The sequence below is a fragment of the Klebsiella sp. DY2415 genome, from assembly GCF_026314315.1.
GTDB classification, from domain to species: Bacteria; Pseudomonadota; Gammaproteobacteria; order Enterobacterales; family Enterobacteriaceae; genus Klebsiella; species Klebsiella ornithinolytica.
On record NZ_CP111115.1, the window covers coordinates 1,796,708 to 1,822,093 of the forward strand.

Genomic DNA, 25,386 nt, shown 5'->3' on the forward strand with positions numbered 1-25,386 from the left:
GAGCCCAATGTTTATTAGCAATATTAACTATCGTATATGTTTCTTTTGAGCTAACATAATCATCACATTTAAGCTGCGAACGTGTCGCAGTGACCACACCAGACAGGAGTATGTAATGTCCAAGCAACAGATCGGGGTTGTCGGTATGGCAGTGATGGGGCGCAACCTTGCGCTCAACATCGAAAGCCGTGGTTATACCGTCTCTGTTTTCAACCGCTCCCGTGAAAAGACCGAAGAAGTGATTGCCGAGAATCCGGGCAAGAAACTGGTCCCGCATTATACCGTTAAAGAGTTTGTTGAATCCCTCGAAACTCCACGCCGCATCCTGTTGATGGTGAAAGCAGGCGCTGGTACTGATAGCGCGATCGATTCTCTTAAGCCGTATCTGGACAAAGGCGACATCATCATTGATGGGGGTAACACCTTCTTCCAGGACACAATTCGTCGTAACCGCGAATTGTCTGCCGAAGGTTTTAACTTCATTGGTACCGGTGTTTCTGGTGGGGAAGAGGGCGCACTGAAAGGCCCGTCTATCATGCCTGGTGGGCAGAAAGAAGCTTACGAGCTGGTAGCGCCAATTCTTCAGCAGATCGCTGCACGTGCCGAAGACGGTGAACCTTGTGTCGCCTATATCGGTGCTGACGGTGCGGGTCACTATGTCAAAATGGTCCACAACGGTATCGAATATGGCGACATGCAGCTGATTGCCGAAGCCTATGCGTTACTGAAAGGTGGTCTGGCGCTTTCTAATGAAGAATTGGCAACAACCTTTACCGAGTGGAACGAAGGCGAGCTCAGCAGCTACCTGATTGATATCACCAAAGACATCTTCACTAAAAAAGATGAAGAAGGTAAATACCTGGTTGATGTGATTCTTGATGAAGCGGCCAACAAAGGTACCGGTAAATGGACCAGCCAGAGCTCACTCGACCTGGGTGAACCGTTGTCCCTGATCACCGAATCTGTCTTTGCGCGTTACATCTCTTCACTGAAAGAGCAGCGTGTTGCAGCGTCTAAAGTCCTGTCGGGGCCAAAAGCTCAACCGGCTGGTGACAAGACTGAGTTTGTCGAGAAAGTTCGTCGCGCTCTGTATCTGGGCAAAATCGTTTCTTATGCTCAGGGCTTCTCCCAGCTGCGTGCTGCGTCTGATGAATACAACTGGGATCTGAACTACGGTGAGATTGCCAAAATCTTCCGTGCCGGTTGCATTATCCGTGCTCAGTTCCTGCAGAAGATCACTGATGCTTACGAGCAGAATGCGGGTATTGCCAACTTGCTGCTGGCGCCGTACTTCAAACAGATTGCTGATGAATATCAGCAGGCGCTGCGTGATGTTGTGGCTTATGCTGTTCAGAACGGCATCCCTGTTCCGACATTCTCTGCTGCCATTGCCTACTACGATAGCTATCGTTCTGCAGTCCTGCCTGCTAACCTGATTCAGGCTCAGCGTGACTATTTCGGTGCTCATACCTATAAGCGCACTGATAAAGAAGGCGTATTTCATACTGAGTGGATGGCATAATCTTTATTTGTCGCAGTCAGGCCATTCGGCCTGACTATTTTTTACCTTTACCTTTACCTTTACCTTTACCTTTACCTTTACCTTTATTTTTATCTTAACCTTTATATTTGGTTCTATAAGCTGACTAAATACTTTTCCTTTCTGAAAATACTTTAATGTGTATTTTTAAATCTTTTTAAGAAATCACCATATTTATTATCTTGTGCTCCTATATTAGTTCGCTTCTGGCCTCAGTAATTTACTGGGTGTTAAATAACAGGGTTTTAATTAAAGGAAATTAATATGTTACTTCCTGTGATAATGGCTGGCGGTACTGGCAGTCGTCTCTGGCCGATGTCTCGCGAGCTTTACCCGAAACAGTTCCTCCGGCTGTACGGGCAGAACTCCATGCTGCAGGAAACCATCACCCGACTCTCGGGCCTTGAAATTCATGAACCGATGGTCATCTGTAACGAAGAGCATCGCTTCCTGGTGGCCGAACAGCTGCGCCAACTCAATAAACTGTCTAATAACATCATTCTTGAGCCAGTCGGGCGCAATACCGCCCCGGCCATTGCCCTGGCTGCCCTCCAGGCCACTCGCCATGGGGACGACCCGCTGATGCTGGTTCTTGCCGCAGACCATATCATCAATAACAAACCGGTCTTCCACGATGCCATCCGCGTCGCCGAGCAGTATGCCGATGCAGGGCATCTGGTCACCTTCGGGATTGTGCCAAACGCTCCAGAAACCGGCTACGGCTACATCCAGCGCGGCGTGGCGCTTACCGACAGTGACCACACCCCTTACCATGTGGCTCGCTTCGTTGAGAAACCAGACCGGGAGCGCGCCGAGACCTACCTCGCTTCCGGAGAGTACTACTGGAACAGCGGCATGTTTATGTTCCGTGCCAAAAAATTCCTCTCCGAGCTGGCCAAATTTCGCCCGGATATCCTTGAGGCCTGCCAGGCCGCAGTCAGCGCCGCGGATAACGGCAGCGACTTCATCAGTATTCCGCATGACATTTTCTGCGAGTGTCCAGACGAATCCATCGACTACGCGGTGATGGAAAAAACCGCCGATGCGGTGGTGGTCGGCCTCGATGCCGACTGGAGTGACGTTGGCTCGTGGTCGGCGTTGTGGGACGTCAGCCCGAAAGATGCGCAGGGCAACGTGCTCAGCGGCGATGCGTGGGTGCATAACAGCGAAAACTGCTACATCAACAGCGACGAGAAGCTGGTGGCGGCGATTGGCGTGGAAAACCTGGTGATTGTCAGTACCAAGGACGCAGTGCTGGTGATGAACCGCGAGCGCGCCCAGGACGTGAAGAAGGCGGTCGAGTTCCTTAAACAGAACCAGCGCAGCGAGTACAAGCGCCACCGCGAGATTTACCGTCCCTGGGGCCGCTGCGATGTTGTGGTGCAGACTCCGCGGTTTAATGTCAACCGCATCACGGTGAAACCGGGCGGGGCGTTCTCTATGCAGATGCACCACCACCGCGCAGAGCACTGGGTTATTCTCGCTGGCACTGGCCAGGTGACGGTGAACGGGAAGCAATTCCTGCTGACGGAGAACCAGTCCACCTTTATTCCCATCGGGGCCGAGCACTGTCTGCAAAACCCGGGCCGTATTCCGCTGGAAGTGTTGGAGATCCAGTCGGGGTCATACCTCGGTGAAGACGACATTATCCGTATTAAAGACCAGTATGGTCGTTGCTAATATTTTTCGGGACAAGACGCAGAATGACACAGTTAACATGCTTTAAGGCTTATGACATCCGTGGTGAACTGGGCGAAGAGTTGAATGAGGACATCGCCTACCGTATCGGGCGCGCCTATGGCGAATTTCTGAAACCCGGGAAGATTGTAGTCGGGGGCGATGTGCGCCTCACCAGCGAGTCGCTGAAGCTGGCTCTGGCTCGGGGGCTGATGGACGCCGGTACCAATGTGCTTGATATCGGCCTGAGCGGTACCGAAGAGATTTACTTTGCCACCTTCCACCTCGGGGTAGACGGCGGGATCGAGGTGACGGCAAGCCACAACCCGATGAACTACAACGGCATGAAGCTGGTGCGAGAGAACGCGAAGCCCATCAGCGGCGACACCGGCCTGCGTGATATCCAGCGCCTGGCGGAGCAGAACCAGTTCCCACCGGTGGACCCGGAGCGCCGCGGCACCCTGCGTCAGATTTCGGTGCTGAAGGAGTACGTCGACCACCTGATGGGCTATGTAAACCTGGCGAACTTCACCCGTCCGCTGAAGCTGGTGGTGAACTCCGGCAACGGGGCGGCAGGGCACGTGATTGATGAGGTGGAGAAACGCTTCGCGGCGGCCGGGGCGCCGGTGACTTTTATCAAGGTGCATCACCAGCCGGACGGGCATTTCCCGAACGGTATTCCGAACCCGCTGCTGCCGGAGTGTCGCCAGGATACTGCCGACGCGGTGCGCGAGCATCAGGCGGACATGGGGATTGCTTTTGATGGCGACTTCGACCGCTGCTTCCTGTTTGATGACGAGGCGTCGTTTATCGAGGGGTACTACATTGTCGGGCTGTTGGCGGAAGCGTTCCTGCAGAAGCAACCGGGGGCGAAAATCATTCACGACCCGCGCCTGACGTGGAACACGGTGGACATCGTGACCTGCAGCGGTGGTCAGCCGGTGATGTCGAAGACCGGGCATGCGTTCATCAAGGAGCGGATGCGCCAGGAAGACGCCATCTACGGCGGGGAGATGAGTGCGCACCATTACTTCCGCGACTTTGCCTACTGCGACAGCGGGATGATCCCGTGGCTGCTGGTGGCGGAGCTGCTGTGTCTGAAAAACAGCTCGCTGAAGTCGCTGGTGGCGGATCGCCAGGCGGCGTTCCCGGCGTCAGGGGAGATTAACCGCAAGCTGGGTAATGCGGCGGCGGCTATTGCGCGTATCCGCGAACGCTATGAACCAGATGCCGTCAACGTGGATACCACCGACGGTATCAGTATTGAATACCCGGAGTGGCGCTTTAACCTGCGCAGCTCGAATACTGAGCCGGTAGTGCGTCTCAACGTGGAGTCAAAAGCAGATGATGCATTAATGAAGGCTAAAACAGAAGAAATATTAGCTCTACTTAAATAGAACTTATTTTACTTAGAGCTATAGGGCTGATGTGTGGGATTATACATCACCTTATGGCTCTTCCTTGACTTCCTATTTTTCTGAGAGTAAAACCGCCAGAAGTGTTGATTACAGGGTGGCTACTATGCCGCCGTCCAGTTAACTGATTAAAGTGTGATCGAATGAAAATTACTATTTCCGGTACCGGTTATGTTGGTTTATCGAACGGCATCCTGATTGCGCAGAACCACGAAGTGGTTGCGCTGGATATCGTACAATCTAAAGTCGATATGCTTAACCAGAAGATGTCGCCGATTGTCGATAAAGAGATTCAGGAATATCTGGCCGAAAAACCGCTGAATTTTCGTGCGACAACTGACAAACAAGATGCATATCGCAATGCTGACTATGTCATTATCGCCACACCGACTGACTACGATCCGAAAACCAACTACTTCAATACCTCAACCGTTGAAGCCGTTATTCGTGATGTCACTGAGATTAACCCCAACGCCGTCATGATCATCAAATCGACCATTCCGGTCGGTTTCACCCGTGATATTAAAGAGCGTCTGGGGATCGACAATGTCATCTTCTCCCCGGAGTTCCTGCGTGAAGGCCGTGCGCTGTATGACAACCTTCATCCTTCTCGTATCGTCATCGGTGAACGTTCGGAGCGGGCAGAGCGTTTTGCCAGTCTGCTGAAAGAGGGGGCTATCAAGCAGGATATCCCGACACTGTTTACCGATTCGACCGAAGCGGAGGCGATCAAGCTGTTTGCTAATACCTATCTTGCTCTGCGGGTAGCGTATTTTAATGAGCTGGATAGCTATGCGGAAAGCCAGGGTCTCAACAGCAAGCAGATTATTGAAGGCGTGTGCCTGGACCCGAGGATCGGCAATCACTATAACAACCCGTCATTCGGTTACGGTGGATACTGCCTGCCGAAAGATACTAAACAGCTGCTGGCGAACTACGAATCGGTGCCAAACAATATCATTGGCGCTATTGTGGATGCTAACCGTACCCGTAAAGACTTTATTGCTGACTCTATCCTTGCGCGTAAACCGAAAGTGGTTGGGGTTTATCGTCTGATCATGAAGAGCGGCTCAGATAACTTCCGCGCCTCTTCAATCCAAGGGATTATGAAGCGTATTAAAGCCAAAGGTATCCCGGTTATTATTTACGAACCGGTGATGCAAGAAGATGAATTCTTTAATTCTCGCGTCGTTCGCGATCTGGATGCCTTTAAGCAAGAAGCTGATGTCATCATTTCTAACCGTATGGCGGAAGAGCTGGCTGATGTTGCGGATAAGGTTTATACCCGCGATCTCTTTGGCAACGATTAGCCCTTTCGATCCTGAGTGCCAGCGGTGCTGCCGCTGGTCTGATCTCTCCCTTGCCTCCGCTTTTACAAATTTTCTATAACGACGACCTCGGTAGTGTGATGCAGTCTGTAATTTTATGCTAAAACCATTGCCCGGCTTACGGTGGTCAGATATGTTAAATCATACCTTGTGAAGAGCTACCGTCACTGAGATGTAGATGCCGGAGATAAGCGCCGGAAGGGAAAAGAAGCCTGCTATGCGGGCTTTTTTTGTTTTTGTATTCAGGGATTGGGCACGAAATAAACAGGAGCTGACCAAAGCAGAGGCTCATCAAAGCTTCTGTAAAACGCGGGAACAAAAAAACCGCAACCATCGATTGCGGTTCAGAAAGAATCAGGTAACCACTCAGGCGTTGTAATATGCCTTGTACCACTCCACGAATTTCTTCACGCCATCCTTAACGGATGTCTGCGGTTTAAAGCCAACCAGATCATACAGTGGCTTGGTATCGGCGCTGGTTTCCAGGACATCGCCCGGCTGGATCGGCATCATGTTTTTCTCAGCTTCCATCCCCATCGCTTCTTCCAGAGCGGTGATGTAGTCCATCAACTCCACCGGCGAGCTGTTGCCGATATTATAGATTCGATAAGGGGCTGAACTGGTGGCCGGTGAGCCGTTTTCTACGGTCCATTCAGGATCTGCCTGCGGAATGACATCCTGCACGCGGACAATCGCTTCTACGATGTCATCGATGTAGGTGAAATCACGCTTCATCTTGCCGTAGTTGTAGACGTCAATGCTCTTACCTTCCAGCATCGCCTTAGTGAATTTGAACAGGGCCATATCTGGACGCCCCCACGGGCCATACACGGTGAAGAAACGTAAGCCGGTGGTGGGGATGCCATAGAGATGAGAGTAGGTATGCGCCATCAGTTCATTGGCTTTTTTGGTTGCCGCATACAGTGACACCGGGTGATCGACCGAATCATTCGTGGAGAACGGCATCTTGCGGTTCAGGCCATATACTGAACTGGAAGAGGCGTACAGCAAATGTTGTACTTTGTTGTGTCGGCAGCCTTCCAGAATGTTCAGATAACCAATCAGGTTGGCATCGGCATAGGCATGCGGATTTTCCAGCGAATAACGCACGCCAGCCTGCGCTGCCAGATGGATCACCCGATCAAACTTCTCAGTAGCAAAAATTTGCGCCATGCCTTCGCGATCGGCAAGATCGATTTTGTAAAAACTGAACCGAGGGGACTGTAAAAGATCCAGGCGAGACTGCTTGAGATTGACATCGTAGTAATCGTTCATGTTGTCGATGCCAACAACCTCATGACCCGCCTCCAGAAGGCGCTGACTTGCATGAAAGCCGATAAATCCTGCGGCTCCAGTGACTAAAAACTTCATATTCATCCTCCGGGTTCGGTGTTCCCCGCTATATATATTTGTCGATTTTACACTGGCTTGCCTTCGGGATCATCTGCTTTACCGTTGCAGGATATAAGCGGGTACCGTAGAAAGCGCAGGGTTGCACGCTTCCCGGGTCCAGGTGGGTGCTGAAGATTTTAGGGTAAGTTCGCAAATGATAATCATTATTACATGAAAATAAGTTAGCTGAATAATTGTTACTGCTGTTCTTTGATAGTTACCGTACTCTGTTCGCCTCGCAAGCAAAGCAGCGGAAAGGCTGAGTCTGGTCAATATTGTTTCTTTTTATATATTTTCCGAACAATTCCTCAATAATCAGTCAGTATTACTATTGTAATGATAGTAATGAAATCTATTTTTTCTTTTATAATCATATTGTTAAGCGGGTGCGCTGAAGTGTTCGAATAATGTGCAGCAACTGTGTATTTTTTGGCTGAATGGATTGGTCATGCTTTTTCATTTTTATTCTTCCAGACCAGAGCTATAATGCGCGCGTAATTCACATCCTACGGATGCATTATTGATAATGCGCAGCAAACGTACCCTACGACGCTCGGATTTGACCACTTTTGAAGAAAAGTCAAATTCACTTTTATGCAAGATAGGATGAGGAAGTACGTTATCCTGGTGGTGTTGCCGCTGCCTGCCCGCGAACTTAATACTCTGCCTGACTTATGTAGAGATGCGGAGCGCCCTGCTACATGGCTGTTGAAGTCATACTGCCGAGAGTGACGCTTTTTGTTGGTTTCAAGGGTGAAATGAGAAAGTCCTGATGGATAGGATGCCATAAACTGAGGAGAGTAGCGGTGCATTTGTTGCGGTGTAGCGATGGATGTGAGTCCGGAGAGGGGCGCTGAGTACAGATATCCGTTGGTTTTTAGCTTTTTTGCCGAACGCTGACTAGGCTGTTTGTGGCTTCATGAATGCTGCGCCGGTAATGCTTGTGGAGCTAACGACGAGCGTATCCTCTTCGTTACGGTAAGACCGGGTAAGACAGACACTTTAGAGAGGGGAGTCCGCATTTTGGTTGCGATAGCCAATGGCGGTAGCGTGTCTGAATTTTAGAATAAACTCATTGTTCGATTTAACATTTTATTTACAATCTTAAAGGATGGTTTATGTGTCTTCCACGAGAATCACATTTTCATTCAGCGGTGACTGAGGTTAGCGATCATCTCCGATTCCGGAGTGCTAATGCGCAGGAAAGATTGTTTACATATTGCTTGTGCAAAATAATGTTACAATTGGTCTTTGTTTATGGGAATAGCTGTTCGTCTCTCGAGCACAGCAGATCTTATCGATAATTCTGTTTGATACATATTACGTACGGAATTTTTTGTAGAATAATTTATGAGTATAAAAATGAAGTATAATATAGGGTATTTGTTTGATCTTCTTGTTGTTATAACAAACAAAGATTTAAAGGTACGTTATAAAAGCAGCGTATTTGGTTACTTATGGTCAATTGCGAATCCACTGCTTTTTGCAATGATATATTATTTCATTTTTAAACTCGTTATGCGAGTGCAGATCCCGAATTATACCCTTTTCTTGATTACCGGTTTATTTCCGTGGCAGTGGTTTGCCAGCTCGGCGACAAATTCCTTGTTTTCGTTTATAGCCAATGCACAAATAATCAAAAAAACAGTTTTTCCGCGCTCAGTTATTCCATTGAGTAATGTCATGATGGAAGGGTTACATTTCTTGTGTACAATTCCTGTGATTATTGCATTCCTGTTCGTGTATGGTATGCGTCCATCGCTCTCATGGCTCTGGGGCGTACCAATTATTGCGCTTGGTCAGGTGATTTTTACATTTGGTATTTCAATCATATTTTCTACGCTAAATCTGTTCTTCAGGGATTTAGAGCGATTTGTCAGCCTTGGTATCATGCTCATGTTTTATTGCACGCCGATATTATATGCGTCAGATATGATTCCTGAAAAATTTAGCTGGATTATTACCTATAATCCTCTGGCAAGCATGATCCTCAGCTGGCGGCAGCTGTTCATGGATGGCGTCTTAAATTATGAATATATTTCAATCCTTTACATTACAGGTTTAGTCCTGACAATTGTGGGCCTGAGTATTTTTAATAAATTAAAATATCGATTTGCAGAGATTTTGTAATGGAACCAGTAATAAACTTTAGTCACGTTACGAAAGAGTATCCTCTTTACCACCATATTGGCTCAGGAATTAAGGATCTCGTATTTCACCCTAAAAGAGCTTTTCAGCTGTTAAAAGGGCGTAAATATCTTGCGATCGAAGACATTACCTTCACCGTGGGTAAAGGCGAGGCCGTAGCGCTGATTGGTCGTAACGGCGCAGGGAAAAGTACCTCCCTCGGGCTGGTGGCCGGCGTCATTAAGCCAACAAAAGGCACTGTTACAACCCAGGGGCGCGTTGCCTCAATGCTTGAGCTAGGCGGCGGTTTTCACCCTGAATTAACCGGGCGAGAAAATATTTATCTCAATGCGACCCTGCTTGGGCTACGCCGCAAAGAGGTTCAGCAACGGATGGATCGGATAATTGAGTTCTCCGAGCTGGGTGATTTCATTGACGAACCTATTCGCGTGTACTCAAGTGGTATGCTTGCGAAGCTTGGATTCTCTGTCATCAGCCAGGTAGAACCCGATATACTTATTATCGATGAGGTACTTGCTGTCGGTGACATTTCGTTCCAGGCCAAATGTATACAAACAATACGAGACTTCAAAAATAAGGGTGTAACGATATTATTCGTTAGCCACAATATGAGTGATGTTGAAAAAATCTGTGACAGAGTTGTTTGGATCGAAAACCATAAACTCCGTGAAATTGGCTCAGCAGAGAGAATCATTGAACTTTACAAGCAAGCAATGGCTTAATAATTGGTAATAAGATGAATAGTATCAAAATTTATACATGTCACCACAAACCCAGTGCTTTTCTAAATGCCTCTATTATTAAACCACTGCATGTCGGGAAGGCTAATACTTATAATGATATTGGCTGTGAAGGGGATGATAGCGGAGACAACATTTCCTTTAAAAACCCATTCTATTGTGAGCTGACGGCCCACTACTGGGTGTGGAAGAATGAATCCCTGGCTGACTATGTGGGATTCATGCATTACCGCAGACACTTGAACTTTGCAGAACAACAAAATCATCCTGAGGATAACTGGGGGGTGGTCAACTACCCGCTCATCAATGCCGAATACGAAAGCCAGTTTGGATTAAGTGATGAATCCATAAGCACCTGCGTTGATGGATATGATCTGCTGTTACCCAAAAAATGGTCGGTAACATCGGCAGGAAGTAAGAATAACCTTGATCATTATGCAAAAGGTGAGTTTTTACACATTAAAGACTATCAGTCTGCCCTGGATGTCGTTGAAGAGCTGTATCCACAATATAAAGCTGCGATTCAACAATTCAATAATGCAACTGATGGTTATTATACGAACATGTTTGTTATGCGCAAAGACATGTTCCTGGATTATTCTGAATGGCTTTTTGCTATTTTGTCTAATCTTGAAGATCGGATTTCGATGAATAACTACAACGCTCAAGAAAAACGAGTTATAGGACACATTGCTGAGCGTTTATTCAATATCTATATCATCAAATGTCAACAAGATAAACAGCTAAAAATAAAAGAACTACAGCGCACGTTTGTTACTGCTGAAACATTTAATGGTAAATTAAAGCCCGTTTTTGACGAAAGCGTACCGGTTGTTATCAGTTTTGATAATAACTATGCATTAAGTGGCGGGGCATTAATCAATTCAATTGTTCGCCATTCTGATGCGAACAGAAACTATGATATCGTTGTTCTGGAAAATAAGGTCAGTCATTTAAATAAACAACGCCTTATCAAGCTAGTTGCTGGTCATAACAACATATCATTGCGCTTTTTTGATGTGAATTCATTCACTGAGATGAGTGATGTTCATACCCGTGCACATTTTAGTGCGTCGACCTATGCGCGCTTGTTCATCCCGCAACTTTTCCGCGAGTATAAAAAAGTTGTGTTTATCGATTCTGACACCGTGGTGAAGGCTGATTTGGCGACACTTCTGGATGTCGAGATCGGCACTAACCTGGTTGCCGCTGTTAAAGACATCGTCATGGAAGGGTTTGTGAAGTTTGGTACCATGTCAGAATCAGATGATGGCATTATGCCTGCAGAGCAATACCTGAAAAAGACATTAGGAATGACTAATCCTGACGAATATTTTCAGGCCGGGATTATTGTTTTTAATGTCGAACAAATGGTTACAGAGAATACCTTTGCTCAATTGATGTCAGCATTGAAAGCCAAAAAGTATTGGTTCTTAGATCAGGATATCATGAACAAAGTCTTCTTTGGCCGAGTCAAATTCTTACCATTAGAATGGAACGTGTACCATGGTAATGGTAATACCGATGATTTCTTCCCGAATCTTAAGTTTTCAACCTATATGCGCTTTTTACAAGCCAGAAGAAATCCAAAAATGATTCACTATGCGGGTGAAAACAAACCATGGAATACTGAGAAAGTCGATTTCTATGATGATTTTCTTGAGAATGTTTTAAATACGCCATGGGAAAAAGAAATCTACTATCGCCAGTTACCTGTGGCCACGGTAGTACCTAACCAACATACTGAACTGCAGCAAACCGTGTTACTGCAGACAAAGATTAAAAGAGCTTTAATGCCATATGTTAACAAATATGCTCCTGTCGGTTCGCCAAGAAGAAATAAGCTCACCAAATATTATTATAAAGTTCGCCGTTCGATTCTTGGCTAATACAACTGGAGATACATTATGAAGCGTAACAATATTCTCATCGTCGGCGCTGGTTTTTCAGGTGTGGTCATTGCCCGCCAGCTTGCTGAACAAGGTCACAAGGTTAAAATCATCGATCAGCGGGACCACATTGGAGGAAACTCTTATGACACTCGCGATCCTCAGACTGATGTCATGGTTCATGTCTATGGTCCGCATATTTTCCATACGGATAATGAAACCGTCTGGAACTATGTCAATCAGTATGCGGAAATGATGCCCTATGTGAATAGAGTAAAAGCTACTGTTAATGGTCAGGTTTTTTCACTGCCGATTAATCTGCATACTATTAATCAGTTCTTTGCTAAAACCTGTTCTCCTGATGAAGCTCGCGCGCTCATTAGCGAAAAAGGTGATAGTTCCATTCTGGAACCGAAGACTTTTGAAGAGCAGGCCTTGCGCTTCATTGGTAAAGAATTATACGAAGCGTTCTTCAAAGGCTACACCATAAAACAGTGGGGGATGCAGCCTTCCGAGCTTCCGGCATCTATACTCAAACGTTTGCCTGTGCGTTTCAATTATGACGATAATTATTTCAATCATAAATTCCAGGGCATGCCGAAGTTAGGCTATACCCATATGATTGAAGCGATCGCCGATCATGAAAATATCACTCTGCAATTACAGCGTGAGTTTGCGGCTGAAAATCGCGAAAGTTATGATCATGTATTTTATAGCGGGCCGTTAGACGCCTTCTATTCATACCAGCATGGGCGTCTTGGCTACCGTACTCTGGACTTTGAGCGATTTACCTGGCAAGGTGATTATCAGGGCTGCGCGGTCATGAACTATTGCTCAGTTGATGTCCCGTATACGCGCATTACCGAACATAAATATTTTTCCCCGTGGGAAAACCACGAAGGCTCCGTATGTTATAAAGAATATAGTCGCGCCTGCGGTGAAAATGATATTCCTTACTATCCAATCCGCCAGATGGGCGAGATGGCTCTGCTGGATAAATATCTATCACTGGCGGAAGGTGAGAAAAATATTACTTTCGTCGGACGCTTAGGGACATATCGCTATCTTGATATGGATGTAACGATTGCAGAAGCCTTAAAAACGGCCGATAAATACCTGTCTTCATTGTCCAATGACGAAGCAATGCCTGTATTTGTGGCCGATGTACGATGAAACATACTGCACTAATAGTCACTTTCAACCGTCTTGAGAAGCTAAAAAAGACGGTTGCTGAAACTGTTAAGCTGCACTTTACCTCTATCGTTATTGTCAATAATGGGTCCACGGATGGGACCTCTGACTGGCTGCAGACAATCACTGATCCCCGAGTCATTGTCTTAAATCTGGCCAGTAATAACGGGGGGGCCGGCGGGTTTAAGGCCGGTAGTCAATATATATGCAGTTCTGTTGATAGCGATTGGGTCTTCTTTTATGACGATGATGCTTATCCGCAAAGTGATATTCTTGATAAGTTCGCGACGATAAATAAAGAAGATTGTCGTGTTTTTACGGCTTTAGTTAAAGATTTACAGGGCCGGACATGTGCGATGAATGTTCCATTTGCAAAAGTCCCGACCTCGTTTAGTGATACCTTGCAATATATCAAACATCCCCAACGATATGTACCAGATAATAAGAAAATGCTGGTGCAAACCGTTTCATTTGTTGGCATGATCATTAAGCGTGAAGTCTTGAATGAGCACCTTCATCATATTTATGATGAACTTTTCCTTTATTTTGATGATCTCTATTTTGGTTATCAATTAACTTTAAGTGGCGAGAAAATCACTTATCAACCGGAGCTTGTTTTTACTCATGACGTGAGTATTCAGGGAAAGGTTATATCGCCAGAGTGGAAGGTTTACTATCTTTGTCGGAACTTGATTTTGGCTAAGAGAATATTCACGGAAGTGGACATTTTTAGTAGTTCATCAATCCTTTTGCGCCTGTGTAAGTATATCACCATATTCCCTGTGCAGCGCCGGAAATGGGTATATCTAAAGTTTTTATGCCGTGGGATTGTACATGGTGTAAAAGGAATCAGCGGTAAGTTTCACTAAGTGGACATAGCAATGAAAAAACTGTGTTATTTCATAAATTCGGATTGGTATTTTGATTTGCATTGGACCGATCGTGCAATTGCCGCCCGAGATGCCGGTTATGAGATTCACATTATTAGCCATTTTGTCGATGATAAAATAGCGGAAAAATTCAGGACATTAGGTTTTGTTTGCCATAACATTCCACTTGTCGCCCAATCATTCAACGTTTTGATTTTCTTTCGGGCCTTTTCTAAGGCTCGAAAAATTATCCAAAACATCAATCCAGATTTATTGCACTGCATTACCATCAAGCCCTGTTTGATCGGCGGTTTTCTGGCTAAAAGTACCCATCGTCCTGTTATTCTGAGTTTTGTCGGTTTGGGCCGAGTATTTTCCGCAGAGTCTGCCTGTCTTAAGCTGCTGCGAAGTTTTACTGTCATGGCATATAAGTATATCGCCAGTAATAAATGCAGCTTGTTTATGTTCGAACATGATAAAGACAGAGCTAAACTTGCCGATCTGGTTGGTATCGATTACAAACAGACTATTGTTATTGATGGCGCGGGTATTAATCCAGAGATTTACAAATACTCTCTGGAGCAGCAGCGTGATGTTCCGGTCGTCCTTTTTGCCAGCCGTATGTTGTGGAGTAAAGGACTGGGTGACCTGATTGAAGCCAAAAAAATACTGAGTAATAAAAATATTCACTTTACGCTGAATGTTGCCGGTATTTTAGTTGAGAATGATAAAGACGCGATTCCGCTGGCGACGATACAGAAGTGGCAAAGCGAAGGCGTGATTAACTGGCTCGGTCATTGCTCTAATGTATTTGATTTAATTGAAGAATCAAATATCGTTGCTTTGCCGTCGGTCTACGCCGAAGGCGTACCGCGTATCTTGCTGGAAGCTTCCTCTGTCGGGCGCGCTTGTATCGCTTATGATGTTGGTGGCTGTGATAGCTTAATTATCAATAACGATAATGGGTTGATTGTAAAAAGTAAATCTGTCGAGGAATTAGCGGAGAAACTCGGTTTCCTGTTGGATAACCCAGAAACGCGCGTCGCAATGGGTATCAATGGCAGAAAACGCATTCAAGATAAATTCTCGAGCGTGATGATCATTAATAAAACATTAAAAACATATCGTGATGTTGTTGAAGAGTAATTTTTGATGAAGCTCAGTCGCTTTCATCTTACCCATCCTTAATAAACTGGCAACCTACAAATTAAACGCTACCCATAAATAAATATAATTGCGTTTATAAGCTAAGCGTCAAGGTGATTGCATGTCTGAAAAAGAGAGTATAGCTGTTTCCGTTATTATCCCTGTGCACAATGCGGCGGGATATATTTCCGACACATTGAGCACTGTTTTGTCGCAAACATTAAATGATATTGAAATCATTATTGTCAACGATTGTTCTGACGATAATACCTTAGAGATTGTCTCGGCGCTGGCTGAAACTGATTCACGAATTAGAGTCATTAACAACACGACAAATCTTGGTGGGGGAGGCTCAAGAAACATCGGGTTGGATGCTGCTACCGGTGAGTACGTTATTTTTCTTGATGACGACGATTATGCCGATAACATGATGTTGGAGCGCATGTACGCACGTGCTAGCGATATACAAGCGGATGTCGTTATCTGTCGCAGCCAGTCTTTTGATCCCGCCTTGCAGGTTTATGCTCCGATGCCGTGGTCAGTGCGCCAGGAGCTGTTACCTGATCTCAAGTTTTTTTCATCCCAGGATATTCCCTCTGACTTTTTCCGCACCTTTGTCTGGTGGCCATGGGACAAGCTTCTCAGGCGTCAATTTATTACTAGTCATCAGCTTCGCTTTCAGGAAATCAGGACGACCAACGATCTTTTCTTCGTCTGCGCATTTATGCTCATGGCGAACAGAATTTCGGTCTTAAATGAAACGTTAATTTCTCATACCATCAACCGTAGTGAATCCCTATCCGCCACGCGAGCAGAGTCGCACCGCTGTGCTGTTGAAGCATTGGTGGCGCTTAAAGCGTTTATCTGTCAGCAGGGGATGATGGAACACCGTCTCAGAGATTATAAAAACTATGTTGTCGTGTTCCTTGAGTGGCATTTAAACACGATTTCTGGTCCGGCATTTCACCCGTTTTATCAGCAAGTGAAAGAGTTTGTTGTTGCCCTGGATGCAAAGAGTGATGATTTTTATGATGAATTTATCGCCGCCGCCCATCATAGGATCACCACGCTGTCAGCTGAAGAGTACCTATTCTCTCTTAAAGATCGGGTTCTGAAGGAACTTGAGTTTTTCCAGGCCAGGAGCTCCGCATTACAGCAAGAAGTTGAGACGCTTACCCACTCATTCGCCGGGCAAAAGGATGAAAATGCGATATTGCATAATCAATTGCATGAGATTGAAGAGCGGGTAACTGAACAGGAACAGAATATTCGTCAGTTAACCGACAAAAATAATGATATGCATCATGAGATGACTATCAAACAGCAAGAGTTCAATGAAATTTATCAGCATCACAAAAATTTAATCTCTTCTTTATCCTGGAAGTTGACTAAGCCGCTACGCGTGGTAAGACGTTTTTTTAAATAATTTCAAAAAGAAGTTAAGCAAGTTTCACTTCTTTGTCAGTGATCTTGTTATTTTCAATAAAAATTTTTTTTCGTTAAATAAAAGAGCTCGTGGTCACATGATTTGCGAGTCTCTATTCCTGTTAGATTAATGATTTATTAGCTAGAGAGTAATAGATTTTTTGTCGAGTTTTACTGGGGGCAGTAAAATTTCGATGTGTGTACTTGTGTTTTTTGTGACTTCCTGCCTTTAAAGTTTTTCCTATTGGGCAGTAATCACCTTTGAATATTGATAGCTATTCTTTTTATTACTAATAAATTCTTTCTTCTAAAAGAATGTAGTTTTACTCATTGGAATATGGGGTGTAGATTGTCTGTTAACAGATTTGATGCCATTGATGGCACTCGTGGGATATTGGCGGGTATGGTCATGCTCAGCCATATGTTTGGCAGCTTTATGGGTTGGCCGCAAGTCAGACCATTTAGCGGTGCCTATCTGTGTGTGGTATATTTTTTCATCATGAGCGGCTTTGTTCTAACCTATGCCCACGCATCAGGAAACTTTTTCAAATACGTTCTTACACGATTTGCCCGATTATGGCCGCTTCATTTTCTGTCGACGATGCTGATGGTAGCCATTTATTACTATAATGCGCACCATGGCGGCTACGTTTCCAGCCCGGATGTTTTTTCTATTAGCGTGATATTAAAAAATATATTATTTCTTCATGGTCTTTATTGGCATGACTTCAAGTTGGTCAATGAACCATCGTGGAGTATCAGTATTGAATTCTGGGTATCGCTTTTAATTCCTCTGATCTTTACGCGATTAGGAAATATGACTCGCGCTGTTGTTGCAGGATTGTTTTTTATTTTCCTGTGGCATAAACATCCATCAGGGATACCCCCATCAATGCTGACAGCAATGCTGTCAATGCTGATTGGTTCATTGTTTTTTTCTTTATCACAGACAGAGTATTTTAAGTGTCTGATGAAAGAAAAATTCATGGCATTTTTTATTACCGCAGCGGCTGTCGTATCGATCGTTGGCGTATATGCTATGAACCATAGCCGACTGGATTACTTTTTATTCGTTGCATTTATCCCGATGCTATTTATCGATCATCTTCCGGATAATCAACTAATAAAGAGAGTTTTCACTTCAAATTTATTCTTATTTCTCGGTTATATTAGTTTCCCTTTATATTTATTGCATGAGCTGGTTATCGTATCCGGATTCATTTTTGACGCTGAGAATGCCTGGGTATCGATATCATTAGCGGCATTTGCCTCAATATTCATTGCCTATATTTATGCCCGATTTATCGATTATCCTCTCTATCGGGCATTAAAGCGTCAGATTGCCAAAATAAGTTAATTATGGTTTGGATTTTATTGAACGGTAGTTGACTGATTAGTGCGCTGTCGCCGGAGTAGCGTTGCGACGCTTAAAAGGGGAGGGGGAATCCCCTCCCTTCATCGATTTATTTATGCCGGCTACGCAGGTTCTCGACCACTGCCGTCAAATCCAGCCCCTGATCCTGCAGCAGTACCAGCAGGTGATACATCAGATCCGACGCTTCGTTCTTCAGTTCGAACTGGTCATGCACCGTCGCGGCCAGCGCGGTTTCCACGCCTTCTTCCCCGACCTTTTGCGCAATACGCTTGGTACCGCTGGCGTACAGCTTCGCGGTATATGAGCTTTGCGGATCCGCATGCTTACGCTCGGCCAGCAGTTGCTCCAGCTGATACAGGAACAGCCACTGGTGCCCGGCGTCACCGAAGCAGCTTGATGTGCCTTTATGGCAGGTCGGACCGATTGGGTTAACCAGCACCAGCAGGGTATCGTTGTCGCAATCCGGCGTAATGCTCACCACGTTGAGAAAGTTGCCGGAGGTTTCCCCTTTGGTCCACAGACGCTGTTTGGTCCGCGAATAAAAGGTCACTTTACCGCTCTCTTCGGTCTTCGCCAGCGCATCCTGATTCATATAGCCCAACATCAGGACTTCGCCGGAGATGGCGTGCTGTACGATGGCCGGCATCATGCCGTCGGTTTTTTCCCAGTCCAGCTGTTCAGTTAACATACCCTAATCTCCACGCCCTGTGCTGCCAGGTACGTTTTTAGTTCACCAATATTAATAATCTGCTTGTGGAACACCGACGCCGCCAGCGCACCGTCGACGTTGGCGTCGCGGAAGGCTTCAAGGAAGTGCTCCATGGTGCCGGCGCCGCCGGAGGCGATAAGCGGTACGTGGCAGACGGCGCGGACTTTGCGCAACTGCTCAAGATCGTAGCCGTTACGCACGCCGTCCTGATTCATCATGTTCAGCACGATCTCGCCGGCGCCACGTTTCTGGACTTCCTGCACCCAGTCGAGAGTCTCCCACTGAGTCACGCGCGTGCGGCTCTCATCGCCGGTGTACTGGTTGACGTGATATTTACCGCTCTCGGCATCAAACCAGGTGTCGATACCCACCACAATACACTGCACGCCAAAACGATCGGCCAGACGGGTAATCAGCGTCGGATCGGCCAGCGCCGGGGAGTTAATCGAAATCTTGTCGGCGCCGAAGGAGAGAATCTGCGCCGCATCGTCGAGGGATTTAATTCCGCCCGCGACGCAGAAAGGAATATCGATCACTTCCGCTACCCGCGACACCCAGCTTTTATCGACGACGCGGCCGTCGCTGGAGGCGGTGATATCGTAGAACACCAGCTCATCAGCGCCTTCGTCGGCATAGCGTTTCGCCAGCGGGACGATATCGCCGATGATTTCGTGATTACGGAACTGCACGCCTTTCACTACCTGGCCGTCACGAACGTCGAGGCAGGGGATTATCCGTTTTGCCAGCATTGAATGGCCTCCGTTACATTAAATTTACCTTCCAGCAGCGCGCGACCGACAATCACGCCGCGCACACCGGTTCCGCGCAGCGCGGCAATATCCTGCAGATCGCCGATACCGCCAGAAGACTGAAAGGCCACCTGCGGATAGCGGGCGCACACTTCTTCATACAGCGCGACGTTGGACCCCGCCAGAGTGCCATCGCGAGAGATATCGGTGCACAGGACGTGCTGCAGCCCGACGGATTGATAGCTCTCCACCAGCTCTTCCAGCGTCACGCCGGAGTTTTCCTGCCAGCCGCTGACTGCCACCTGCTTGTTGCCTTCCGCGTCGATACGCACGTCCAGCGCCAGCACCAGATGCTGCGGGCCAAAACGCTTAAACCAGCCTTTTACCACTTCCGGCGATTTCACCGCCGTCGAACCCACCACCACGCGCGCCACGCCTGCGGCAAGCAGGGCCGCCACATCTTCTTCCGTCCGCACGCCGCCGCCAACCTGCACCGGTACGTTCACGCCGGCCACCAGCGTTTTCAGCAGCGGGATCTGGCGCCTGGCCGGGTCTTTCGCGCCGGTCAGGTCGACCAGATGCAGCACTTCGGCCCCTTGCGCCGCGTACGACTGCAGGCGCGGCAGCGGATCGTTGCCGTAGTCGCGCTGCTGGCCGTAATCGCCCTGATGGAGACGGACAACCGTGCCGTCAATTAAATCTAAAGCAGGAATGATCATCACATCTCCAGGAAGTTTTTCAGCAGCTGCGCGCCGGCGCTGCCCGAGCGTTCCGGGTGGAACTGGACGCCAAAAAAGTTATCTTTCTGTACCGCCGCGGTGAACGGCTCGCCGTAATGACACTGGGCGATGGTGTAAGGATTCACCGGCATGGCATAGCTGTGAACGAAATAAAAATAAGCGCCGTCATCGATACCGTGGAACAGACGATTCCCGGCTTTCGGATAGACCCGGTTCCAGCCCATATGCGGCAGCGGCAGCCCGTGGTCGGTCATTTTAGGCACGTCTTCTTCGATAATGCCCAGCAAATCCACGCCGTTGCTCTCTTCGCTGCGCCGCCCCAGCAGTTGCATGCCGAGGCAGATGCCGAGCACCGGCTGGGTGCAGGCTTTCACCAGCTCAATCAGCTCGCGTTCGCGAATCTGGTCCATAGCCGCCTGCGCGGTACCGACGCCGGGTAAAAACAGTTTATCGGCGCGCAGCACCACATCCGGATCGCGGCTGACCGCCGGCTCGTAGCCGTGGCGGCCGATTGCCGACTTTACCGAATTGAGGTTGGCGCAGCCGGTGTCGAGGATCACCACGTTCATCACAGGACTCCTTTCGACGAGGGCAGCGTATCGCCCTGCACGCGAATGGCCTGACGCAGCGTACGGCCAAAGGCCTTAAACAGGCTTTCGACGCGATGATGGTCGTTCTTGCCCTTCGTTTTCAGGTGCAGCGTGACCGCCATGGTGTAGGAGAGCGAGCGGAAGAAGTGCTCAACCATCTCGGTGCTCAGATCGCCGACGCGCTGATAGGCGAAGTCGGCTTTATATTCCAGATGCGGGCGACCGGAAATATCCAGCGCGCAGCGGGCCAGACATTCGTCCATCGGCAGCACAAACCCAAAACGGTTGATCCCGCGCTTATCGCCCAGCGCCAGCCTCAACGCCTCGCCCAGCGCCAGACCGGTATCTTCCACGGTGTGGTGATCGTCAATATAGAGGTCGCCGCCAACGTTAATTTCAAGACGGAAGCCGCCGTGGGTGGCGATTTGATCGAGCATATGATCGAAGAAGCCGACGCCGGTGTGGATTTTGCTGCCGCCTTCGCGATCCAGCCAGACTTTGACATCCACCTGGGTCTCTTTGGTGTTGCGCTCAACGTGGGCATAGCGGTCGCGGCGAGTCAGCTGTTCGCAGATAGTCGGCCAGTTCAGCGTCTCGCGATCATAGCGCAGGCCAGTAATGCCCATGTTATCCGCCAGCTGGATGTCGGTGGCGCGATCGCCGATAACATAGCTGTGAGCTTTATCCATGACGCCTTCTTCCAGCCACGGCAGCACCAGCTGGGTTTTCGGCTTACGGCATTCGCAGTTGTCAGCCGGCAGATGCGGACAAATCAGCACGTCGTCGAAACTGACGCCCTGGGAAGAGAACACCTGCATCATCAGATTGTGCGGGCCGTCAAACTCCGCCTGCGGCAGACTGTCGGTCCCCAGACCGTCCTGATTGGTGATCATCACCAGTTTGTAACCTTCCTGCTGCAGTTTCAGCAGGGCCGGGATCACCTGCGGCTCAAAGGCCAGCTTTTCAAAGCGGTCTACCTGAAAATCAACCGGTGGCTCGGAAATCAGCGTACCGTCACGGTCAATAAAGAGAAACTTCTGGGTCATACATTCTCCGCAGTCAAAGCGTCAATCACGCGCTGGCTCTCTGCACGGGTACCGATAGTGATACGCAAACAGCCGCTTAATGAGGGTTGTTTATTCTGGTCTCGTAAGATAATGCCCTGATCCCACAAAGATTTAAACACTGCGCTGGACGCTTTAAAGCGCACGAGGACATAGTTAGTCTCGGAGTCAAAGACCTGTTCAACGCACGGGATACCGCGCAGCTGGCCGATCAGATACTCGCGCTCGTCGAGAATCTGCGCCACGCGCGCGCGCATCGCGGCGATACCCTGCTCGTTGAGCGCCTGGGCGGCAATGTCGGCTACCGGCGTTGACAGCGGGTAGGGGGCGATGACCTTCATTAACAGGCTAATCACCTCGGCGTTCGCGAGGGTAAACCCACAGCGCAGCCCGGCGAGGGCAAAGGCTTTTGACAACGTGCGCAGCACCACCAGGTGCGGATAGTCGCTCAGCCAGCCGGCCAGCGTCGCCTGCGGGCAGAATTCGATATAGGCTTCATCGGCCACCACGATCGCCTTCCCGCGGGTCATCTCCAGCAGCTTACGCATGTCGTCGGGATTGATAATCTGTCCGGTCGGGTTATTGGGGCTGCAAACAAAAACCACCTTCACACCGTCGAGATTGGCGGCAATACCGGGCAGATCGAGCTGCCAGTCGCTCAGGGCCGGCACGGTACGACAGGCCACGCCGATGGTTTCGGCGCTGACGCTGTACATGCCGTAGGTTGGCGGGCAATAGAGCACCGCATCTTGTCCCGGTTCGCAGAAGGCGCGGATCAGCAGCTCGATACCTTCATCGGCGCCGCGGCTGACCAGAACCTGCTCCGGCTTAACGCCGGCATAGCGGGCATAATTCTCAATCACCGCCCTGGGCTGGCATTCCGGATAGCGGTTCAGCGTCTGCTGGGTCAGCTGAAATTCGACGGCGGTCGGGAATTCATTGGCGTTCAACCAGACATCGCCTTTGCCGCCCAGACGGCGAGCAGACTGATAAGGCGTCAGATCGCGCACGTTAGCGCGGGCTAAATCTTCGATGCTCATGCTTGCTCCTTAAGGGCTGCAACGCGCAGCGTAACGGCATTTTTGTGGGCGGTCAGGCGCTCTGCGGCGGCGAGGATCTCAATGGTCGAGGCGAGGGCGGCAAAACCTTCGCGCGACAGCTCCTGCACGGTCATTCGTTTCTGGAAGTCCGCCAGTCCCAGACTTGAACAGGTGGCGGTATAGCCATAGGTCGGCAGCACGTGGTTGGTGCCGGAGGCATAATCACCGGCGGACTCCGGCGACCAGTCGCCGAGGAACACCGAACCGGCGCTGGTAATGCTGTCAACCAGTTCACGGGCGTTACGGGTCTGGATAATCAGGTGTTCCGGACCGTACTGGTTGGAGATTTCTACGCACTGGGCGAGATCGCGGGCCACGATAATACGGCTGGCCGAGAGCGCTTCCCGGGCGGTCTCCGCACGCGGCAGCTCCGCCAGCTGGCGCTCAACGGCGCGGGCGACCTGTTGCCCCATCGCCACATCCGGCGTCAGCAGGATCACCTGAGAATCCGGGCCGTGCTCCGCCTGCGACAGCAGATCAGAGGCGACAAAGTCCGGCGTCGCGCCGCCGTCGGCAATCACCAGCACTTCCGACGGTCCCGCCGGCATATCGATCGCCGCGCCGTCCAGTCGCTGGCTGACCTGGCGCTTGGCTTCGGTGACGAAGGCGTTGCCCGGGCCAAAAATCTTATCAACTTTTGCCACCGACTCGGTGCCGAAAGCGAGGGCGGCAATCGCCTGAGCGCCGCCGACGTTGAAGATTGTGCGCACGCCGCAAAGCTGGGCCGCGTAAAGAATCTCATCGGCAATCGGCGGCGGCGAGCACAGAACCACCTGCTGGCATCCCGCGATGCGCGCCGGCGTCGCCAGCATCAGTACCGTCGAGAACAGCGGCGCAGAACCGCCGGGAATATAGAGGCCGACGGAGGCGATAGGGCGAGTCACCTGCTGGCAACGTACGCCCGGCAGCGTCTCCACATCCACGCCCGGCAGTTTTTGCGCGTTGTGGAAGGTCTCGATATTGCTGACCGCGACCGCCATGGCTTGTTTCAGCTCATCGCTGAGGCGCGCGCCGGCGGCGGCAATCTCTTCTTCGCTGACTTGCAGCGTTTTGACGTCGGTTTTATCAAACTTTGCGCTGTATTCACGCAGCGCCGCGTCGCCATTGTTTTTGACGTTATCAAGAATGTCCGCCACCGTGCGGGTGATGCTGTCGGAGGCAGAAATCGCCGGGCGCATTAAGAGCTGCTGCTGCTGTTGTGCGCTACAGCTGTTCCAGTCGATGATGGTATTGAAGCTCATGGTCGTTTCCCCTGTCTAATCTCTGAGACAGACCCGTCGGGCCTGTTCCCCGTGGATTACTCCATCATTTTCTCGATGGGCAGTACCAGAATGGAGCTGGCACCCAGCGCTTTCAGTTTTTCCATGGTTTCCCAGAACAGGGTTTCGCTGCTGACCATGTGCATGGCAACGCGCTGTTTGTCACCTGCCAGCGGCAGAATGGTCGGGCGCTCAGCGCCAGGCAGCAGGGCCACCACTTCCTCCAGACGTTCGGTCGGGGCGTGCATCATGATGTATTTGGATTCGCGCGCCTGAATCACCCCCTGAATACGGGTCAGCAGGCGGTCGATTAGCTGCTGTTTGGCATCGGCCATTTCGCCATCGCGCTGAATCAGGCAGGCTTTAGAGCGGAACATCACTTCCACTTCGCGCAGACCGTTGGCCTCCAGGGTGGCGCCGGTGGAGACCAGGTCGCAAATGGCGTCGGCCAGGCCAGCGCGCGGGGCGACTTCAACGGAACCGTTCAGCAGACAGGATTTAAAGGAGATGCCTTTCTGATCGAGGTAGCGCTTCAGCAGGTGCGGGTAGGAGGTGGCAATACGTTTGCCGTCCAGCGACGCCGGGCCGTCCCAGCGTTCATCCGCCGGAGTGGCCAGCGACAGGCGGCAGCCGCCAAAATCAAGACGACGCAGAGTGAAATAGCGCGGGTCTTCACCCTGAGCGCGACGGCTCAGCAGCTCTTCTTCCAGCACGTTCTCGCCAATGATGCCCAGATCCACCACGCCGTCCATAATCAGGCCCGGGATATCGTCATCGCGGACACGCAGAATGTCGATCGGCATATTTTCCGCCAGCGCAATCAGACGCTGGGTGTGCAAATTCACTTTAATGCCACAACGGCTCAGTAATTCGCGTGAATCTTCACTCAGGCGGCCTGATTTTTGAATAGCTATGCGTAAACGGCTGTTGTCTAACATTCTTGTTTCCTCTTAATTCCTGTCTGAATCTGTCCGAATTTGGTTCAAAAAAAAGCCCCCGGAAGTAAATCTTCCGGGGGCTCTATTCGCGCTCATGCACCT

General features: G+C 49.3%; 21 protein-coding genes and 1 other annotated feature (1 of these 22 running past the window's edge). Of the genes, 12 read left to right on the forward strand and 9 right to left on the reverse strand.

The window, feature by feature from the left end:
- The first annotated feature begins 115 nt into the window (after positions 1–115).
- The 4 genes from gndA to ugd all read left to right on the forward strand — a co-directional run bounded on the left by gndA (position 116) and on the right by ugd (position 5,942).
- The gene (gene gndA / locus OQV00_RS08385; RefSeq protein WP_266280170.1) at positions 116–1,522 is read left to right on the forward strand and encodes an NADP-dependent phosphogluconate dehydrogenase; all 1,407 of its coding nucleotides are present in this window, start codon (positions 116–118) and stop codon (positions 1,520–1,522) included.
- Between the two features lie 282 nt (positions 1,523–1,804).
- Positions 1,805–3,220, forward strand: a complete 1,416-nt coding sequence (locus tag OQV00_RS08390) for a mannose-1-phosphate guanylyltransferase/mannose-6-phosphate isomerase (protein ID WP_266280172.1) — start codon at positions 1,805–1,807, stop codon at positions 3,218–3,220.
- Positions 3,221–3,243: 23 nt separating this feature from the next.
- A complete protein-coding gene (gene rfbK / locus OQV00_RS08395) occupies positions 3,244–4,614 on the forward strand; it encodes an O9 family phosphomannomutase RfbK (RefSeq protein ID WP_097357877.1) in 1,371 nt (456 codons plus the stop codon).
- A gap of 161 nt (positions 4,615–4,775) precedes the next feature.
- Positions 4,776–5,942, forward strand: a complete 1,167-nt coding sequence (gene ugd, locus OQV00_RS08400; RefSeq protein WP_044350299.1) for a UDP-glucose 6-dehydrogenase — start codon at positions 4,776–4,778, stop codon at positions 5,940–5,942.
- A gap of 384 nt (positions 5,943–6,326) precedes the next feature.
- On the opposite strand, the gene OQV00_RS08405 is transcribed toward ugd, so the two are convergent.
- Positions 6,327–7,331, reverse strand: a complete 1,005-nt coding sequence (locus OQV00_RS08405; RefSeq protein WP_064359046.1) for an NAD-dependent epimerase — start codon at positions 7,329–7,331, stop codon at positions 6,327–6,329.
- A 1,383-nt stretch (positions 7,332–8,714) separates the two neighbouring features.
- Here OQV00_RS08405 and OQV00_RS08410 point away from each other — a divergent pair.
- The 8 genes from OQV00_RS08410 (at position 8,715) to OQV00_RS08445 (ending at position 18,117) form a co-directional block, all read left to right on the forward strand.
- Complete coding sequence (locus OQV00_RS08410) at positions 8,715–9,482, forward strand: ABC transporter permease (RefSeq protein WP_015583927.1); 768 nt, start codon at positions 8,715–8,717, stop codon at positions 9,480–9,482.
- Positions 9,482–10,222 (forward strand): O-antigen export ABC transporter ATP-binding protein RfbB, encoded by a 741-nt coding sequence (gene rfbB / locus OQV00_RS08415; protein WP_000433876.1) that lies wholly within the window; start codon positions 9,482–9,484, stop codon positions 10,220–10,222. The genes OQV00_RS08410 and rfbB overlap by 1 nt, the downstream gene beginning before the upstream one ends.
- A gap of 14 nt (positions 10,223–10,236) precedes the next feature.
- Complete coding sequence (locus OQV00_RS08420; protein WP_048023819.1) at positions 10,237–12,129, forward strand: DUF4422 domain-containing protein; 1,893 nt, start codon at positions 10,237–10,239, stop codon at positions 12,127–12,129.
- A gap of 18 nt (positions 12,130–12,147) precedes the next feature.
- Entirely contained in the window at positions 12,148–13,302 is a 1,155-nt protein-coding gene (gene glf / locus OQV00_RS08425) for a UDP-galactopyranose mutase (protein ID WP_044352105.1), read from the forward strand.
- The gene (locus tag OQV00_RS08430; protein ID WP_152308763.1) at positions 13,299–14,189 is read left to right on the forward strand and encodes a glycosyltransferase; all 891 of its coding nucleotides are present in this window, start codon (positions 13,299–13,301) and stop codon (positions 14,187–14,189) included. Before glf ends, OQV00_RS08430 begins: the two co-directional genes overlap by 4 nt.
- Positions 14,190–15,335 (forward strand): glycosyltransferase family 4 protein, encoded by a 1,146-nt coding sequence (locus OQV00_RS08435; RefSeq protein WP_023157139.1) that lies wholly within the window; start codon positions 14,190–14,192, stop codon positions 15,333–15,335.
- 121 nt (positions 15,336–15,456) lie between these two features.
- Positions 15,457–16,761, forward strand: coding sequence for a glycosyltransferase family 2 protein (locus tag OQV00_RS08440; protein WP_048336082.1), 1,305 nt, complete (start codon positions 15,457–15,459; stop codon positions 16,759–16,761).
- A gap of 348 nt (positions 16,762–17,109) precedes the next feature.
- Positions 17,110–18,117, forward strand: a complete 1,008-nt coding sequence (locus OQV00_RS08445) for an acyltransferase family protein (RefSeq protein WP_044023510.1) — start codon at positions 17,110–17,112, stop codon at positions 18,115–18,117.
- A 106-nt stretch (positions 18,118–18,223) separates the two neighbouring features.
- Here the strand turns inward: OQV00_RS08445 and hisIE are convergent, their stop codons facing one another.
- From hisIE to hisG, 8 genes are read right to left on the reverse strand one after another with little or no spacing between them, the layout of a single operon-like run.
- On the reverse strand, positions 18,224–18,823 hold the full coding sequence (gene hisIE, locus OQV00_RS08450; RefSeq protein WP_015583934.1) for a bifunctional phosphoribosyl-AMP cyclohydrolase/phosphoribosyl-ATP diphosphatase HisIE: 600 nt from the start codon (positions 18,821–18,823) through the stop codon (positions 18,224–18,226).
- The gene (gene hisF / locus OQV00_RS08455; RefSeq protein WP_004864530.1) at positions 18,817–19,593 is read right to left on the reverse strand and encodes an imidazole glycerol phosphate synthase subunit HisF; all 777 of its coding nucleotides are present in this window, start codon (positions 19,591–19,593) and stop codon (positions 18,817–18,819) included. Before hisF ends, hisIE begins: the two co-directional genes overlap by 7 nt.
- Positions 19,575–20,312 (reverse strand): 1-(5-phosphoribosyl)-5-[(5-phosphoribosylamino)methylideneamino]imidazole-4-carboxamide isomerase, encoded by a 738-nt coding sequence (hisA, locus tag OQV00_RS08460; protein WP_044348427.1) that lies wholly within the window; start codon positions 20,310–20,312, stop codon positions 19,575–19,577. Before hisA ends, hisF begins: the two co-directional genes overlap by 19 nt.
- Positions 20,312–20,902 carry an imidazole glycerol phosphate synthase subunit HisH gene (gene hisH, locus OQV00_RS08465; RefSeq protein WP_266280178.1) on the reverse strand — a complete coding sequence of 197 codons (591 nt, stop codon included), beginning with the start codon at positions 20,900–20,902 and terminating at the stop codon, positions 20,312–20,314. The genes hisA and hisH overlap by 1 nt, the downstream gene beginning before the upstream one ends.
- Complete coding sequence (hisB, locus tag OQV00_RS08470; protein ID WP_015583937.1) at positions 20,902–21,969, reverse strand: bifunctional histidinol-phosphatase/imidazoleglycerol-phosphate dehydratase HisB; 1,068 nt, start codon at positions 21,967–21,969, stop codon at positions 20,902–20,904. The genes hisH and hisB overlap by 1 nt, the downstream gene beginning before the upstream one ends.
- The gene (hisC, locus tag OQV00_RS08475) at positions 21,966–23,027 is read right to left on the reverse strand and encodes a histidinol-phosphate transaminase (protein ID WP_064367668.1); all 1,062 of its coding nucleotides are present in this window, start codon (positions 23,025–23,027) and stop codon (positions 21,966–21,968) included. The genes hisB and hisC overlap by 4 nt, the downstream gene beginning before the upstream one ends.
- A complete protein-coding gene (hisD, locus tag OQV00_RS08480) occupies positions 23,024–24,328 on the reverse strand; it encodes a histidinol dehydrogenase (RefSeq protein WP_048756280.1) in 1,305 nt (434 codons plus the stop codon). The genes hisC and hisD overlap by 4 nt, the downstream gene beginning before the upstream one ends.
- A gap of 56 nt (positions 24,329–24,384) precedes the next feature.
- On the reverse strand, positions 24,385–25,284 hold the full coding sequence (gene hisG / locus OQV00_RS08485) for an ATP phosphoribosyltransferase (protein WP_015583940.1): 900 nt from the start codon (positions 25,282–25,284) through the stop codon (positions 24,385–24,387).
- Between the two features lie 46 nt (positions 25,285–25,330).
- Positions 25,331–25,386 (reverse strand) — a sequence feature (His leader region); it runs 67 nt beyond the window's last position.